The organism is Psychrobacter sp. KH172YL61, assembly GCF_007182895.1.
In the GTDB taxonomy this organism is placed as follows: domain Bacteria; phylum Pseudomonadota; class Gammaproteobacteria; order Pseudomonadales; family Moraxellaceae; genus Psychrobacter; species Psychrobacter pacificensis.
Genome location: NZ_AP019516.1, coordinates 1,656,534 through 1,673,014, shown reverse-complemented (window position 1 = coordinate 1,673,014; position 16,481 = coordinate 1,656,534). Strand labels below are relative to the sequence as shown.

The following is a 16,481-nucleotide window of genomic DNA, read 5'->3' as shown; positions in this document are numbered from 1 at the left end:
ACTAGGACGAGTCTCTGACAGCTTATTGTCTTGCCAGCCTAAATCTGCTGATAGGCGATACTGATCCCCCTCTATAGTCCAAACCAAGGGCAGCCAGACCCAAGGTCGACGACTCATCATCGATAGCACTGTCACCATCTTGATAAGCAGCATTAAAACGAACACCAATAGCATCATCGCTACCAAAGCGATCACTGACATCTACCGCGATCTTACCTTGGTCACCTTGACCATAACCAAGCGTCACTTCACGTAGCGGGTCATTGCCAGCACGTTTTGGTAATAGGTTAATCGTACCACCAGCATTGCCGCCACTAGGTGCGGCACCATTTAGCATGGCAGAAGCGCCGCGCTGGACTTCAACACGCTCAAATAATTCGGTGGCGATATACTGTCGGGGCAAAATACCGTATAAGCCATTAAACATCGTATCATCTGATGTGGTGATGAAACCGCGCATAAAGTAGGCTTCTTGAAAGTTACCAAAACCCCTTGCCACGCGAACAGTAGGATCCTTTTTGGAGTAGATCGCCTACACTTTGGGCTTGCTGATTGGTGATATATTCATTGGTGTATGAGGTGGTAGAGAACGGCGTATCCATGATGTCTTGGTTACCCAAGATTCCGACGCGGCTACCGGTCGCAACCAGCCACCTTCATAAGCATCTGGCAATCCATCCGCTGAAGCATCAGCGCTACTAGTGACGACGATAGTATCAAGTACCACATTAGGAGTGGTTTGAGCATCTACATCATCTGCCTGTGCCCATGCCGATTGACTCGTTGTTAATACGATGACAAAAGTAGATAGACAGGTTGAGCATAGGGTCTTTAAAGAGGGGTTTAGTCGATACCAATCTCGAAGGTATAGATACTAATCGTAGAGAAGAACCAGATGCATTCGAAAGATTAAATAACGCAGCAGATAAGCGAGACAGTTGCATGAATATTTCCAGCATGTAATTTAAATCGTTATTATATTGATAATAATTTTCATTATCAATATTATTGCGGAACTAATGCTAAATATATTTTCAGGTTAAAATTCTAAATGTATTATTTATATTGCCAATAGTGGTCTTGCCTGCTCAATTCCTTATTTTGAAATGTAAGGCATCTGCATTATCGTCGCTTTGTGCCTTGTCTGGAACAATTTTAGCGATCAGCAGTGCCTATTTGCGAATGTTCAACACGCCCTACTTTTAATTATCTATAAATGTCAGGTAGATTATTCACTACTTTAAAGTTCGAATTCTTAGTTTCCTAAGCTCCTCTTAAGGTTTGTTTGTTGTAATAGCGGTAGAGCAGACGATGTGATGGCGAGTCTACTAGCGGTATCTCGCCTAGATTCGATGTTTAGCAATCACGTCGTCAAAAACAAACGAACCATTAAAGGAGTGACGGTCATGACCAACATAGCACAAGCAATCCGGCGCACGAGCCTGATATGTCTTTATCAAATACTCCTAAAACTCGACAAGTACGAGTTTGGGATATGTTGGTCAGAGTGACTCACTGGGCCGTCGCGGCTGGTATCACTGCCAATTTGCTGTTTACCGAAGAAGGTAGTGAGCTGCATCAATATGTCGGTTATATCGGGGTGGGGCTAGTGGTTGTCCGTCTACTTTGGGGATTTGTGGGGACACGTTATGCACGTTTCAGTGACTTTTTCCCCACGCCATCTCGTATCAAACGCCATTTATCTGATTTGAGTATTCGCCACACAGACGAGCAGCATTTGGGTCATAATCCATTGGCTGCCATCATGATGTTTGCGTTATGGGCGGTGATTATTGGCTTGGGTATTAGTGGCTATCTGATGGAAGCCAATATTTTTGCCAGTAAAGATGTCCTTGAAGAAGTTCATGAGATACTGGCCAATAGTTTATACTTACTGGTGCCGCTGCATATTATCTCTGCGATTGCCATGAGCTATTGGGAGCGGCAAAACCTGATCAAGTCGATGATAACGGGTAATAAAACGGTGACGCCGCGTCGCCCACAATAAAAAAAAGACAATAGAGTACATAACGTAATAGGACAGTCATGGCACGCATACTATTAATAGAAGACGATAGCAATATCGCTGAAGGTTTGGTCGTTGGGCTCAAAAGCCATGGTATGATGGTCGATTGGTTTAGTGATGCCAAGCAAGGTGAGATGGCACTGCAAGAGGGTATGTTTGACGCGGTGCTACTTGATTTGACTTTGCCAAGAGGGGGATGGCATGACGGTGCTACAAAATTGGCGCTACAAACAGCTAGATACGCCGGTATTGATCATTACGGCTCGTGACGCGATTGCCAACCGCGTGGCTGGACTCAATGCGGGCGCCGATGATTATCTGGTCAAGCCATTTGCACTAGACGAAGTGGTTGCCCGCCTGCAAGCCTTGATACGGCGCAGTCAAGGACGTAGCCAGCCTGAGATTCGTTATGGTGACGTCGCTTATTGGCCGCACAATCACCGAGTCTCTTATCAAGGCCAAGTCGTTGAGCTCACCATCAAAGAAGTGGCGATACTCGAGCAAATGCTGACCCATCCCAAACAGATTCACAGCCGCGCAAGCTTAGAGGACAAGCTCTACGGCTGGCAACAGGATATTGAGAGCAATGCCATTGAAGTACATATCCATCATTTACGCAAAAAGCTGGGCAATGACTTTATTTTAACCAAACGTGGCATCGGCTACTATCTCAATCCAGCCCATAATCATTAATATGTTTATATTCAATTTGGCTTTCAATATACAAACCATATATGAGCAACCTATGAGCTTATGAAAAGTATCCAGCAGCGACTGTTCATCTCCTTACTCATTGGTCTGCCTTTGCTGTGGCTTATCACATCGAGCTTTATTGCTTGGCGGTTGTGGCACGAAATCAATGAGATGAATGACACACAAATCACCCAAGTGGTTCGTTACTTGATGGGCATATCCGCCAATGACGATGAGCAAAGTGACCGCGACAATAATAACGAGACAGAGCACAATGGAAAACCCGTCGCCAAAATATATAATTTAAAAAGTAAGGCGCTGTCAGGTGATCTGGGTGATGCAGAAGACGATTACATGGGTTTTGCTATTTGGGATAAAGAGGGGAATCTCTTAGCGGCTGACGAGAACGGACAGTCGTTTTCTTTTTGCCCAATCAGCGCGGTTTTGTAGAAGAGGACAACGCTATTTATCAGCGTCTAAACCCCTTTTAGTAAACGCTGGCGGTTGTTTTATGCGCATGATGACTATCGTAGCGATGATATGGGTGAGGAGCGTGTGATTGCCATTGGTCAAAGCCTTGCCTCTCGCCGAGAAATGATTGTTGAAGCGATGTCTGTGCAAGTACTGCCGATGTTAATTGGGCTGCTTTCCTTAATGATCTTGACTATCGGATTGATACGACACGGACTGATGCCATTAAGTCAGATTAGTTCTGAGGTAGAACAGCGCAAGCCGCAAGACGATCGTCCGATTACAGCGGACGTCCCACAAGAGATTCAGCCTTTAGTGACCGCGTTAAACGTGTTGTTTGTGAAAGTGGCAGACACTCTAGCACGGGAGCAGCGCTTTACCGCTGATGCCTCTCATGAGCTGCGTAGCCCACTGGCTGCGCTCAAACTACAAGCCGATCTTTTGCAGCAGCAGCTATTACAGCTGTCTGGTATAGAAAACGACAGTCAACTGTTTTATCACACGCAAAAAAATCAGCGATGGTATTGAGCGCGCCACCCATTTGGTCGATCAGTTATTGGTGTTAGCCAAAATAGAGCCGCAACAGCAGTTGCCTTTTGAGCAATTAGAACGTCCAGACTGGCTGATGCTCACCGATACTGTGCTGAGCGACGTCAACCGCTTAGCGCGTGAAAAACACATCCAATTAAAACGTACCGTACACTGTGACAATTCTGCCGATATTTTACCCATTCTTATTAATCCAGTGTTGTTTAAACTATTAATCCGTAACCTATTAGACAATGCCATTCGTTATTGCCCAGAGGGCTGCCAGATTGAACTGCAGTTGGATACTGATAGTATCAAAGTGGTGGATAATGGCTTGGGCGTCGACCCAGAGCAGCTAGCGCGGCTAAGCGAGCGCTTCTATCGTCCAGCCGGTCAAACCCAAATAGGTAGTGGGCTGGGGCTATCAATTGCCAATCGAATTGCCGATCTGCACAATCTTACCTTAGCATTTGCCAACCGCCCTCAACCAGAAACAGGCTTTATCGTAACGGTCAGCAGTAAGAACGCACTCTCAAAACCGTTATAAGACATAAAGCATACTGTATTAGTCTGTATCAGTTACACTAGGGCATACCCATTCGCGTTTCTACCTTTTGAGGATTTTATGCATCATTCTATTCATGACGAAGCACATTTGAGCAATCGCAATCATTGGTTGAGGGCAGCAGTGCTGGGGGCGAACGATGGGTTGATTTCGACCGCCAGTCTATTGGTTGGGGTGGCTGCTGCCAGTACAAGCAGTCAGACATTGCTGCTGACAGGTATGGCGGCGCTGACCGCAGGTGCATTATCAATGGCGGCTGGCGAGTATATCTCGGTCTCATCACAGGCGGATACCGAAAAGGCGGATCTCGATAAAGAGCGACATGAGCTGAGGCACAATGCTGAGCGTGAGCTGCTTGAGCTCACCAAAATTTATGAGGCGCGTGGACTTGAGCATGATTTGGCGCATCAAGTGGCCGTGAGCTTGACTGAGCACAATGCGTTAGAAGCCCATGCCCGTGATGAGATTGGCCTGACGGATATTAGTGAAGCAAAGCCCATTCATGCCTCAGTGGCTTCAGGACTATCATTTATAGCGGGGGCGATACTACCCATTATTGGGATATTACTGTTACCAGCGGAAACACTGGTTTGGTCATTGTCATCTTTGACAATATTGGGTTTGATGCTACTTGGGATCATCTCTGCTCGTCTAGGCGGTGCACCTGTGATCCCTGCGACTACCAGAATCGTGGTTTGGGGCGTGCTTGCCATGGTGGCAACCTCGTTAATTGGTCGCTTATTTGGTGTGGCAATTTAAAGGCAAACTCACTCACTCCACGATTGCCTAACTGATTATCATGATTTTCTAGCATACTGTTTGATGGTGGGCAGGTCTTTGACAATGGCGTTGCCAACGATGTTGGGAAACAATCGATTGAGCCATGCAAAAAACCGTTCGGGAAACCCCAAATGCTGATGCGCTTGTTTGGTTGATATAAAGTGAATCAGTGCCTTTGCGACGGTCTCAGGCGAGTCCATTTTTACTTTCAATGCCTCATTCATGGCGACGACTGCGTCTTTATTCATGGTGGTTTTGGTGGCTCTGGGCGCAAAATAGCGAAACCTCACTGAGGTGTCGGCATACTCGCGGCCTAACGCTTCACTTGCACCGCGTAAGGCAAACTTGCTCGCGCCATAAGCACTAAAACCTGGGTAGCCAATACTTCCAAAGGTTGAGCCAATGCTGATAATTTGGCTCGGGCTAGGCTGCGCTATCAAGATAGGTAGCAGTCTTTTTATAAGCTGTAGTGGATACGCCACATTGACGAGCATTATCTGTTCAATCGTGTCATCATTTTGATCCGTGAGCAAAGCAAAATCATTGATACCTGCGTTGAGTATGACCGTATCAATGACGTTTCTATGGCCTTGTGTCATTTCCCCAGTCCCTCTACCAGTAGCGATTGCGATGTCTGCGAGCTTAAATCACACGTATGAGACACAAGTGGGATATCAGGATAGTCTTTGGTCAACTCATCTACCAAATGAGTCAAGGTCTGGTTGTTACGCCCGACCAAAATGACAGGCTGATTATTGGCACATAATTGCCGTGCGATCTCCTGCCCGATACCACCCGTGGCACCGATTAGTATGGTGTAATTGAGCGTAGCTTGTACTAGATCTGATTGGCCATTAGCTGGTGTCATGATGTCGCATCCTTGTTGAACATTGATTGTTAGAGCACGGACTATTGAAGCACGGATTGTGGTGAGATGTGCTGTTGCTAATCGTTTGAGTGATTCATGCCATGCCTAATGCCAAGCCCCATCGCAATATACAGCTTACGCTCTGTTAAAGGCACATCAATTTGTCGACGACCATGCATGATGCGTTTGTTGTCGAGTATCACCACATCGCCATTTTGCCACGCAATGTCTTGAGTGTATTTTTCACAAAGCTGAGTCAGCTCATCTAGGAGCGCATCATCAACGTGTTGACCGTTTGCTAGGGTGAACTCAGGTTTTTCATAGTTAAATGAGGGCCCAAGTAAAGTATTTGCAAAGGCCAGTTGACCGCTTACGTTGTCTTCTCGAATTGCAGGTATCTGTAATACGTACCGAACGCCGCCGTCTGTCTGAGGTTCTACGTGATGCGTTAACGTCTTGCTCGTCGTCGCCGTGATAAATGTCTCTAAATCATCCAAGCTTATTTGATCGGCGTCTGCTCTGCCGGTCGCAGTCGCCACATAATTTTGCCAAATGGCCTGAGGTAAATAGCGACTGATACGCATCGGCTGACTAAAGGTGGCTTTTAGCTCAGGTGATAGCGCTTGATACACTGCATGCCCATCACATATCGTTGTTTGTGAGCCTTTTTTGGCGCTCAATTCACTAAAAAAAGCAATGACGTCAGGCGGCATCGGCGTATTGCCATTTTCGATATGTAGTCCAATAGCATGCGTGCCTGCATCCACTTTTGCGCTTCAGAAGTGATGTTTTGGCGGGCGGGATCGTAGGTCAAGGTTTGACAAAGTTGACTCATCAATTGGCTAAACGTCTCTACATCGTAGTGATAGCCTCGAAGTAACGTCCAACCATGGGTTTGCAACTCCATTAAAATATCAGCGGTTTTAGGCAAGGGATACGCTAGCAGACGCGTGGGAGGTTGGTGCCTTAAAAGTGTCAAGTTCGATAACGTCGCTTTTTATCAAGTTGCTTTGTATCAGGTCGTTTTCTATCAAATCATTTGGCATCAGAGTGGTTTGCATAATATGGTCCTATTGTTGTACTGCTGGTAAAAGCGTCCGTTATAAGCCGAGTGCCGATTGATAAGCGGTAAAAATGTGCGCGCGTCGCAGTTTGCCGTTATCAGTCAATAATTCATTGTCCGTACTAAAAGGGTGCTCGGCGAGATGCCACTGTTGGATACGCGCATAGTCGGGCAAGGTTTGGTTAACGACATCTATCGCTTGCGCAATCGCAGATTGTGGATCATTGCTCGTTGCGACCATGTTGGGGTTGGCGACTATCACCGCAGACAAATGCGGCTCACCATCTCCGAGTACCGCGACCTGATAAATAATGGGCTGCGTTGAGAGCTGCGCTTCTACCCATTCAGGCGAGATATTACGGCCAAAACTACTGATGAGCACGTTTTTGCGTCGACCCGTGATGTATAAATAGCCGTCGTCATCTAAATGACCGATATCCCCTGTGGCAATGATGCCATTGTCATCCTTACTATTGTCATGGTTTAAGTAGCCTTGCATCGCATTGCCCTTTACCATTACTTCGCCACTATCTGCGATGCTGACCGAGGCGTGAGGCATAGGTTTGCCCACACTGCCTTCGCGCTTTGCTTTTGGCGTATTGAGACTGACTACCGAGCCGCATTCAGATAGGCCATAGCCTTCATAAACAGGCAAGCTTAAGGCACTGGCGTCTTGTAGTAATTGAGGGGGAGACTTTGCCGCCGCCGACTGCCATAAACTTTAATGATGGCACAGCAGCATTGGCGCTGGATTTGGTTGCTCCCTTGTCTGCCATGTGCTCACAAATGGCTTTTAGCATTTGCGGTAATAAAATAACGCTGGCGATGTCGTATGTTTGTACCGTTGTCATCAAGCGCTTAGCATCAAATGCTTGATTGGATAACAAACCCAATTGATCAATGTGCCCTGTCACTAAGGTGCGCCCCATATATAGACTCACGTAAATACCTGCCACATTTTCTAATAAAGTGGCAAAAGGCAACACGCTTAAATGACTAAAATTACTTGTGGCATTGCTCACTTTTGGCGCGTGAGTAGCGTCATCTGTCAAGGTATCAGCGAGCGAACCCGATAACGACTCGACAATACGCATCAATGTCTCTTGACCCAAACACACGCCTTTTGGCATGCCCGTACTGCCTGAGGTGTAAGTCACTTTGCAAAAATCGCTGGCAGTAGAGGAATTTTGAGCGGTGAAGGTATGGTCAGTGATGGTGCCAGCAAGTTGATAAAAACTACCTGTGATATGAGTCGCCTGCTCAGACTTGATGGTTTTTGTCTCTGGTGTATCAGCAATTATCCAGTTATCCGTATTGTCTATGGTTGGCAGTTGTAAACCAGCGCCAACGTATACCATCTCTATCTGCGCATCTTGTAGTAAGTGCGCAATTTGCGCGGCACTAAAAAATAAGGGGATTGGCACAACGACCGCGCTGACGGTACTCAATGCCAAATCGAGTATGATCCAATCTATATCGTTATGCGCATATAAGGCGACACGCTTGCCTTGCCATGTCTTTAGTGTTTGATGAAGCGCGGATAGCGTGCGTTGTAGCTGGCCATAGGTCAGACTGGTCGTGTTATGGTCAGCTATCGTTTGTATCGCTACCTGCTTGGGAGTTTGGCGGGCATGCTGACATATCGCGGTATAAATGGGGGTCATGTTGTTCTCACTGTCTTGTGGTGGTGCAGTGTTATTGGTTGGCTAATGCATGCGTATTAAACGGCTATCTTATTTAGCGTCAAACGCGTGGTAGCATTCATCTCTAACGTTTCGGTATAGCGATAATGTGGGGCGCATACCCGCTTAGCATCGGCCACATTGATAGCGACGACCAAGGGATTGTGCTGATAGTAATGGCCCCATGAGGATACTTGCTCAGGGTCTTCTAGCGCTTCTGCCGTGGCCTTGGCAATGACATGACTGCGAATGCCCATATGTGCCAATATATGCCGTACCGCATCGGTGCCAGTACACACGACCCAGTCTGCTTTGGTTTGGTGTTCATGAGTCGTAGAATTCAGGGTGGGGTGGATAAATAAAACACCAAAAATGCTATCATAAGCCGCGCGCTACCCGCACAACCTGATGCCAAATTGCCAATCTCAAAAATGCGCTGGCGACTGACTGGCTCGCCTGCCACTCTGCTGATCTCATGTTGTATCGGCGTGTTCAGATACTGCTCTAAAAATATCTTATCTTCACAGATAGGCTTTAGACCGATAGCAACGCTCGTGCCTTTAAATGTAGGCAAAGTATTATCATCAGTGGATAACCAATCGCCATAGGATGGCATATCGGCAAAACCTGAAAACAAAATGGGCATAAAGTAGCTTAATCGGGCGTGATGGATATACGCATATATGCGTTTGATAAATGCTTGGGCATCTTGGTTTTGGGCATAGGAAGTAGGCGATGTCGCTATTGGCATTTGCGTACTGGCACGAATATAGAGGGAGGAGGGTATGCCTTGCACTTCCAATATTGACATTGGCTTAACCGCTTCAATATAAAAGGTCGTATTTAGAACATTCTGTAAGGTATGAGTGCTATCAATAGATAATGACATCAGCTGTCTCCAAATGGTTAAAAGCTTTTAGCACGATTAACATCATGAAAGCATCATAAAGGAGCAACCTTAACTGAACCTTAAGATAGTATCGTCTAATAATATTTACCTACTCCCTAATAAAAACCATATCAGTGTGTTTGAGCCTACTGGTTCTTATTGATATGCTATTTAGTTTTATTCAATTATGGAAAATAATTATGACTTCACCGCTTCACCGCTTGTATTCTTTTCGCCGCTGTCCCTATGCCATGCGTGCCCGTCTCGGTCTTTTATTTGCCGAGCAGTCTGTAGCGCTGCGGGAGGTTATGCTGAAGAATAAACCAGAGCAAATGCTAGCGATTAGCCCAAAAGGGACAGTACCCGTTTTACAGTTGGCGGATGGGACCGTCATTGAAGAAAGTGACGAGATTATGATGTGGGCACTTGCGCAGAATGACCCACACGGCTTACTTGATAAAAATACATTACCGCAAGCAAATGACTTGATTGCACAAAATGACAATGAGTTTAAATATTGGCTAGATCGATACAAATATGCAGATCGGTATCCTGGGATGACGCAGAGCGAGTATCGACAGCGGGGCGAGGTGTTTTTGCAGGTATTGGAGACGCTATTGACAAAAAATGTCTATCTATTAGGAGACAGTGTGACCACAGCGGATATTGGTATCATGCCGTTTGTTCGTCAATTTGCGCATGTTGATCGTGAGGTGTTTTATGGTTTGCCATACCCTAAATTGCAGCAGTGGTTACAAGATTGGCTTGCGCATCCGTTATTTTTGCAAGTTATGACTAAGTTTGAACCATGGCAAGAAGGCGATGAGGTGGTGATTTTTCCTTGTTAATATCTAGTATAGTTAAGTCTAAATAAAAACGATACAGGATAATAAATTCATTTGATTAAACGCTATTTTTCTTGCTTGCTGTGACTACGTCTCCAGAGGCTGCGAAAAATAGCGTTTAATCTTATTGTATCGATTTTATATTGAACCGACTATATTTGAAGTTATTTATATGATCACATGAGTGGTGAGTGGTAGGTAAAGTATAGATTTGAAAGAACGTAGGAGAATACACATTGTATACTTGTAGTGGTCAAATATTTTTAGACAGTACTTAAGAGGTTTTTGTTGAAATAAAGTCTCTCTTTCTTGCTCGGTGTTAAATACTCATTAAAGCTGTGTGGTCTTACACTTTGATAATAGCCCCAAATATAATCATTTACTGCCTGCCAAGCCTCATCAATATTGTCATAGCCGTTTTTGGCATCCACTCTGTCTTAAAGCTTCTAAAGAACCTCACATGTTTTTCAAGCTCTTGTATACGCCGTAATTCAGGCGTTAGGGCTTTGCCTTCTGATGGCATGACACCTTGCTGTTCTTTACGGTATTTATATACCCAATTCTCTAAGGTGGTTTTGCCGATACCTAATGAGTTGGCTACTTCTGGTATCTTCCTGCCTTGATCTTCAACCAGTTTAATGGCTTCTAGCTTAAATTCTTGGCTGTAGCGTCCGCGTTTGGTGGTCATATCTTCTCTCCAGTTTTGGTGATAGTATAACCTCTTATCTACTGTCCTATTTCATTATGCCACTACAATGACACCTGCTGAGTACAGGCAGGTGGCTTAATTATTCTACGATGATGTTGTGTTAAGAATGGGGTATTTACAATGAGGTAATTCCGCTTATGGAACATTTAGCAGGCCTAACAAGACCGTAAGTTGACCTCCCTGCGCTACACTTCAGCCGGTAAATTATGGCAGCGTTGATATCACTACCACTTGCCAAGTTGAATACACTGATGACTATCTAACTTGTAAGCCATAATTACTTTAGTTTGAATTAAAGTGAGGTGAATGCATAGACTGAAGCAAGTAATGTTGTCTTCAGTCTATGTTCGTAGTTCGATTACACTTATTCTATAGGAGACGGCTTACCGTGCGGGCTTGAGCGTAGGTACTGTTTGGGCGCTTTGACGGTTGCGCCAAGCTCGGCCGCCGCGTGCCACGGCCAGTGCGGGTCATAGAGGATACCGCGTGCCAAGGCAACCGCGTCCGCTTGCTGCTCGGTGATGATGCTTTCTGCCTGCTCGGCCTCGGTGATTAGGCCCACGGCAATGACGGGTATATTGACCGCTTCTTTTACGGCTGCGGCAAAGGTACTTGATAGCTCGCCTTTACAGGGATTTGCTGCTCTGGGCTCAGTCCTGCGGTGCTCACATGGATATAATCACAGCCTAATGCTTCTAAGGCTTTAGCCAGCTCAATCGTTTGGGTAAGGTCCCAGCCGCCTTCGACCCAATCGGTTGCAGAAACCCGCACGCCCACTGGCTTGTCACTTGAAAACTCAGCCCGAACCGCTGTAAACACGTCAAGTAACAAGCGCATTCTGTTTTCAAGACTGCCGCCGTATTGATCATCACGCTTGTTAGAAAGCGGCGATAAAAACTGATGCAATAGATAGCCGTGCGCACCATGCAGCTCAATTAAGTCAAGCCCCAGCGTATCTGCGCGTTTTGCTGCATTCACAAAATCACTGATGAATGTATCAATGTCATTTTGATCCATTGCTGTGGGTACAGTAGAGTTTTCGTCATACGCAAGCGCTGATGGTGCCACCGTTTGCCAGCCATTTACCCTCATCAGGGGCAATCGAGCCGTCGCCGTCCCATGGTTTTTTGGTTGACGCTTTACGCCCAGCATGGGCTAACTGGATGCCTATCGGCATTGGGCTGTACTGTCTGACAGCAGTGAGCGTTTTATCCAGTGCCGCTTGCGTCCTGTCATCCCATAATCCCAAATCAGCATAGCTGATGCGTCCTTGCGGGTTGACCGCCGTCGCTTCTAAAATAAGTAGCCCTGCACCGCTCAAACTCATCTGACCGATATGAATCGTATGCCAATCGCTTGCCGCGCCGTCATTGGCAGAGTACTGGCACATGGGGGCGATGATAATACGGTTATCTAATGTAAGTTGCCCAAGTTGTAAAGGCGAAAAAGCTGGCTCATAATAAATCCTTAAAAAAACGCGCTTTGCTTAAAGGCATGGAAAATAACAGGAAAAATCGATATAAATGGTTTATATAATTAGCGCTTGAATACATGATGGGGATGAATGGTTTTTTTATAGGGTACATTTAAGTGAGGCTAGCTGATATATAGATTACTCTCAATCATGTTTTTCATATGCAGCAGGCGAGGGGCGATGTCTTCTTCTAATTTGGTGCGACTCAGGATAAAACTTGGCGCGCCGCAGTTAAACGTGAGCAAACCTTCCGTCGGGTGCATCAGCGCAATGGCAACCGCATTGACATCCCTTTGCCATTCACTGATAGAAAAACAATAGCCGTAATCTTCATAATCTTGAAAGGCTTTGTCCAGCCCTCGTCTGATCTTTAGCCAATCATCCTTGTACTTATTGCGAATCGCATTTAGGATAAATTCTTGCTCAGCAGGCGGCATGCTGGCGAGGCAAGCGCGTCCCATTGAGCTTAAATGAATGGGGAGATATGAGCCGATATTGCGCTGCATGGTCGTGCTACCAGCGCCCTGTACCACATTGAGATAGACCATCATCAACCGATCGCGAGTCGCCATGGCCACCGCACTATTGGCATAATCTGCCAGCTCTTCCATATAAGGGGTCGCGAGGTTATTGATGGAGATGTTGGTCATCATGGTATAGCCAAACCCAAGTACGCCGGTTGAGAGCTGATACTTACTGCTCGTAGTAGACTGTTTGAGATAGCCTAATTTGACCAGGGTATAGGTGAGGCGAGTGATGGTACCCTTAGGAATCCCTGTCAGTTGACTCAGCTCTTGATTGCCCAGATAAGGTCGCTTCGGGGTAAAACAGCGCAGTAGCTCAAGACCACGAGCCAACGCGGTGACAAATTGTCTGTCGTTTTTGCCCTGCATCTCTGCAATGGGTTCTAACAACTCCATATGCATCTCATTATTAGGGTCGTCATTGGCAAAGGTGTCGTTCGTCATAGGCGGTCTATTATCCCAATTCAGTCCATACAAGCATAGTAAAATTATAACTACCTAGCGTCACCGTGAGCCAGTATTGCTCTATAGAACAAGTGTTTAGCAAATACTTATTATAGGCTTTATCACTGACTCACAGTCACATGCCAAGGGCAGTTTATCTTGTTCATTATACTATATTACCGTACATTTATATTCTCAGCATAGCATGATGTGGGTAGATTGTTTCGCTATGCGGTATGAACGGTCGTAATATAGGGAGTCAACGCCATTATAAAAGATTTTATGAGGCCTCTTGTGGATCATACTGCTTTTCTTTGATAAACAAGGTTGGGATCAGACCACATAAGAAGTAAGCACCTGCCATCAGCAGCAGACCTGCACCGATGGAGTTATGCATGGCCATATAGCCAATAGCGACAGGGGCAATCACAGAGCCAAGTCGCCCGATATTAAAGGCACCGCCAATAGCTGTCCCTCGAATAGCTGTCGGGAAGCTCTCGGTCAGATAGGTAGCATTGATGGCATAAGGAATACCGTATAAAAAACCAAAGGTAATCATTAACCAGCCAATGTTTTCTGGAGTATGCATATAGACTAAGAAAGGAATGAATAGCGCGGTGCCCATGGTGCCAAAAGCAAAGACTATTTTTCGACCGATTTTATCCGCCATAAAACCTGCTATTACTTTAGCAAACATCATCGTTAGGTAAGTGCCCGCCATATATAGCGCCATTTCTTTAAACTTGATACCGAGCTCTGTCTCTAGATAAGACGGCAGCCAGTTACTCACACCAAAATAACCAAACAGTAAAAGCCCTGAACTCATCGACCACAATATAAACATGATGCGATGTTTGGGGTTTTCGAATATGGCTTTGTAGGGATTTTCCGCTTTTTGTAGTGTGTTTTTCTCGCCACTTAACTTGCGCGCACGAGCCTCTTTCCAAGATTGTGGTTCCGGTACTAAAAAATACATTGAGACTGAAAGGAGAATGGGTAAAAATGTTAAAAGGTATAGGGTACGCCAGCCATAGCTAGGGATGATCCATGCTGAAATGCTGGTAATGACCAAAGACCCGAGCGTAAACCCTGTCATGAGCGCGGCAAGTACCGTGGTTCGATGCTTCGTCGGCACCATCTCAGACATCAACGTGTTGGTGGCGATATATAAGCTGCCAAGCCCTAAGCAAGCAATAAATCGTAGTGCCACAAACTGCTCATAGCTCTGCACAAGCCCACTAAAACCAGATAGGATAGAAAACATCCCCGTCGCCAGAACGATCACGCGTACCCGTCCGAAGCGGTCACAGGCCCAGCCGCCAAAAACTCCGCCAATAGCCATGCCAAACAATGACCAGCTGCCCAGCGCGCCAGCTTGTACATTGGTCAATCCAAATTCTTGCTTGAGACTAGAGAGGGTAAAAGCAAGAATACCGATGTCAGCGCCATCACATAGCAATACCAAAAAACAAAAAACAAAGGCCAGCTTCCAAGGCTGTTTTTGGACCGCGCTTGCGCTTGGGTCTGACGTTATAGCGACACTTTTCACAATGTATATCCCTTATCGTTGTGAGAATCAAAGTCTGAGTTATAAAGAGAAGGGAACGGCATCAGCATCCTAGCAAATACCGCCTTGTGTTTTGGTGAGCACGCCTGCGAGATAGATTACTCGCTGGCTTCTTTGATCATATTGCGGGCAATGATGACTTGCTGAATTTGGGTCGTACCTTCATACAGACGATAGAGACGCACATCACGATAAAAACGCTCAATACCATAATCTGCGATATAGCCTGCGCCGCCGTGGATCTGTACCGCTCGATCAGCCACGCGGCCACACATCTCGGTGGCAAACATTTTGGCACATGAGGATTCGGTTACGACATCTTTGCCTTCATCACGCAGGCGCGCCGCATCTAGTACCATGGATTTGGCAGCATAAATCTCTGCTTTTGAGTCAGCGAGCATGCCTTGAATGAGCTGAAAACTGGCAATAGGCTGCCCAAATTGCTTACGCTCGACGGCATAATGTAATGCATCATTTAGCATGCGAGTCGCAGCTCCAGTACTGGCTGCTGCAATGTGCAATCGTCCTTTATCTAAGACTTTCATCGCGGTTTTGAACCCAACACCCTCGACACCGCCGATGAGCGCATCGGCTGGCACGACACAGTTGTCAAAGATGACATCGCAGGTATGCGCGCCTTTTGACCCATTTTTTTATCAATTTTGCCCAAGGTAATACCCGGCGTGTCACTCTCCACAATAAATGCCGAAATGCCGCCAGCGCGTTTGTTTTGTGGGTCAGTACGTGCCATGACAGTGAAGATGCCCGCTTGCGGGGCGTTGGTGATATAGCGCTTGGTACCGTTGATGATATAAGTATCACCATCTCTAACAGCAGTTGTCTTTAATGAGGCCGCATCTGAGCCTGAGTCAGGCTCGGTCAAGCAAAATGAACCAATGATCTCACCGCTGGCAAGGCGAGGCAGATATTTCTGCTTTTGCGCTTCCGTGCCATCAATCACAAGACCAGATGAGCCAATACCATTATTTGTCCCTATTAATGAGCGAAACGCGGGGGAGGTGCGTCCCAGCTCAAATGCCAAGGTCACTTCTTCTTCCATCGTGACACCCAGTCCGCCGTACTCTTCAGGAATAGTTAGCCCAAACAGCCCAAGCTCGCGCATCTGCTCGATGATCTCTTCTGGTAGGCGATCGTTTTCTGCCACCCAGTGCTCCAGAGGAACGAGTTGGTCATTAACGAAGTTGCGGATGGTATGAGTGATATGGTCGAGGGTTTCTTTATCTCTAATCATATGAGTCTTCCTTGTTGGATAAATGCCTGTTTGATTGATGACTGATAGTCATAATGGTTTTTAACCTGATAGTCATAACGGCTTTTTTGACGATGTTAGTC

At 46.1% G+C, this 16,481-nt stretch carries 17 protein-coding genes and 5 pseudogenes; 7 read left to right on the top strand and 15 right to left on the bottom strand.

All coding sequences use genetic code 11. The annotated features are described in order from the left end of the window. Nucleotides 1-22: 22 nt before the first annotated feature. Both PKHYL_RS08945 and PKHYL_RS08940 read right to left on the bottom strand, forming a co-directional pair. A complete protein-coding gene (locus PKHYL_RS08945; protein WP_240364962.1) occupies nucleotides 23-499 on the bottom strand; it encodes a TonB-dependent receptor plug domain-containing protein in 477 nt (158 codons plus the stop codon). A 33-nt stretch (nucleotides 500-532) separates the two neighbouring features. Continuing rightward, nucleotides 533-727, bottom strand: a complete 195-nt coding sequence (locus PKHYL_RS08940) for a hypothetical protein (RefSeq protein WP_240364961.1) — start codon at nucleotides 725-727, stop codon at nucleotides 533-535. A gap of 720 nt (nucleotides 728-1,447) precedes the next feature. Here PKHYL_RS08940 and PKHYL_RS08935 point away from each other — a divergent pair. From PKHYL_RS08935 to PKHYL_RS08910, 6 genes and pseudogenes are all read left to right on the top strand, one after another. Further along, on the top strand, nucleotides 1,448-2,008 hold the full coding sequence (locus tag PKHYL_RS08935) for a cytochrome b/b6 domain-containing protein (RefSeq protein ID WP_071003598.1): 561 nt from the start codon (nucleotides 1,448-1,450) through the stop codon (nucleotides 2,006-2,008). 38 nt (nucleotides 2,009-2,046) lie between these two features. After that, a pseudogene (locus PKHYL_RS08930) lies at nucleotides 2,047-2,719 on the top strand (response regulator). Nucleotides 2,720-2,779: 60 nt separating this feature from the next. Continuing rightward, nucleotides 2,780-3,169, top strand: a complete 390-nt coding sequence (locus PKHYL_RS08925; protein WP_240364960.1) for a hypothetical protein — start codon at nucleotides 2,780-2,782, stop codon at nucleotides 3,167-3,169. Nucleotides 3,170-3,223: 54 nt separating this feature from the next. Beyond that, complete coding sequence (locus tag PKHYL_RS08920; protein ID WP_240364959.1) at nucleotides 3,224-3,718, top strand: histidine kinase dimerization/phospho-acceptor domain-containing protein; 495 nt, start codon at nucleotides 3,224-3,226, stop codon at nucleotides 3,716-3,718. A gap of 13 nt (nucleotides 3,719-3,731) precedes the next feature. Beyond that, a complete protein-coding gene (locus PKHYL_RS08915) occupies nucleotides 3,732-4,265 on the top strand; it encodes an ATP-binding protein (protein ID WP_240364958.1) in 534 nt (177 codons plus the stop codon). A 78-nt stretch (nucleotides 4,266-4,343) separates the two neighbouring features. Then, entirely contained in the window at nucleotides 4,344-5,042 is a 699-nt protein-coding gene (locus tag PKHYL_RS08910) for a VIT1/CCC1 transporter family protein (RefSeq protein ID WP_071001507.1), read from the top strand. Between the two features lie 38 nt (nucleotides 5,043-5,080). Here the strand turns inward: PKHYL_RS08910 and PKHYL_RS08905 are convergent, their stop codons facing one another. From PKHYL_RS08905 to PKHYL_RS17525, 7 genes are all read right to left on the bottom strand, one after another. Next, on the bottom strand, nucleotides 5,081-5,662 hold the full coding sequence (locus PKHYL_RS08905; RefSeq protein WP_269778141.1) for an SDR family oxidoreductase: 582 nt from the start codon (nucleotides 5,660-5,662) through the stop codon (nucleotides 5,081-5,083). Next, nucleotides 5,659-5,931, bottom strand: coding sequence for an SDR family NAD(P)-dependent oxidoreductase (locus PKHYL_RS17545; protein ID WP_269778140.1), 273 nt, complete (start codon nucleotides 5,929-5,931; stop codon nucleotides 5,659-5,661). Before PKHYL_RS17545 ends, PKHYL_RS08905 begins: the two co-directional genes overlap by 4 nt. A gap of 77 nt (nucleotides 5,932-6,008) precedes the next feature. Next, nucleotides 6,009-6,698: a TauD/TfdA family dioxygenase gene (locus PKHYL_RS08900; protein ID WP_240364957.1), complete on the bottom strand. Its 690-nt coding sequence runs from the start codon at nucleotides 6,696-6,698 to the stop codon at nucleotides 6,009-6,011. Between the two features lie 333 nt (nucleotides 6,699-7,031). Next, nucleotides 7,032-7,649: an AMP-binding protein gene (locus tag PKHYL_RS17540; protein WP_269778139.1), complete on the bottom strand. Its 618-nt coding sequence runs from the start codon at nucleotides 7,647-7,649 to the stop codon at nucleotides 7,032-7,034. Then, nucleotides 7,636-8,658 carry an AMP-binding protein gene (locus PKHYL_RS17535; protein ID WP_269778138.1) on the bottom strand — a complete coding sequence of 341 codons (1,023 nt, stop codon included), beginning with the start codon at nucleotides 8,656-8,658 and terminating at the stop codon, nucleotides 7,636-7,638. The genes PKHYL_RS17540 and PKHYL_RS17535 overlap by 14 nt, the downstream gene beginning before the upstream one ends. A 56-nt stretch (nucleotides 8,659-8,714) precedes the next feature. Beyond that, complete coding sequence (locus PKHYL_RS17530; RefSeq protein WP_269778137.1) at nucleotides 8,715-8,975, bottom strand: thermostable hemolysin; 261 nt, start codon at nucleotides 8,973-8,975, stop codon at nucleotides 8,715-8,717. Nucleotides 8,976-9,016: 41 nt separating this feature from the next. Then, nucleotides 9,017-9,565: a thermostable hemolysin gene (locus tag PKHYL_RS17525; protein WP_269778136.1), complete on the bottom strand. Its 549-nt coding sequence runs from the start codon at nucleotides 9,563-9,565 to the stop codon at nucleotides 9,017-9,019. A gap of 200 nt (nucleotides 9,566-9,765) precedes the next feature. Here PKHYL_RS17525 and PKHYL_RS08885 point away from each other — a divergent pair, with 200 nt between their 5' ends. Beyond that, the gene (locus PKHYL_RS08885) at nucleotides 9,766-10,413 is read left to right on the top strand and encodes a glutathione S-transferase (protein WP_083328808.1); all 648 of its coding nucleotides are present in this window, start codon (nucleotides 9,766-9,768) and stop codon (nucleotides 10,411-10,413) included. Nucleotides 10,414-10,673: 260 nt separating this feature from the next. Here PKHYL_RS08885 and PKHYL_RS18810 read toward each other — a convergent pair. From PKHYL_RS18810 to PKHYL_RS08860, 6 genes and pseudogenes are all read right to left on the bottom strand, one after another. Then, nucleotides 10,674-10,867: pseudogene (locus tag PKHYL_RS18810) on the bottom strand (IS3 family transposase); the annotation flags it as partial. Nucleotides 10,868-10,927: 60 nt separating this feature from the next. Then, nucleotides 10,928-11,098, bottom strand: a pseudogene (locus tag PKHYL_RS18805) (transposase); the annotation flags it as partial. A gap of 385 nt (nucleotides 11,099-11,483) precedes the next feature. Continuing rightward, nucleotides 11,484-12,584 (bottom strand): annotated as a pseudogene (locus tag PKHYL_RS08875) (NADH:flavin oxidoreductase/NADH oxidase). A gap of 131 nt (nucleotides 12,585-12,715) precedes the next feature. Continuing rightward, nucleotides 12,716-13,561, bottom strand: a complete 846-nt coding sequence (locus tag PKHYL_RS08870) for an IclR family transcriptional regulator (RefSeq protein ID WP_240364955.1) — start codon at nucleotides 13,559-13,561, stop codon at nucleotides 12,716-12,718. A 280-nt stretch (nucleotides 13,562-13,841) separates the two neighbouring features. Further along, a complete protein-coding gene (locus PKHYL_RS08865) occupies nucleotides 13,842-15,110 on the bottom strand; it encodes an MFS transporter (RefSeq protein ID WP_201571644.1) in 1,269 nt (422 codons plus the stop codon). Between the two features lie 116 nt (nucleotides 15,111-15,226). Further along, nucleotides 15,227-16,380 (bottom strand): annotated as a pseudogene (locus PKHYL_RS08860) (acyl-CoA dehydrogenase family protein). Nucleotides 16,381-16,481 lie beyond the last annotated feature (101 nt).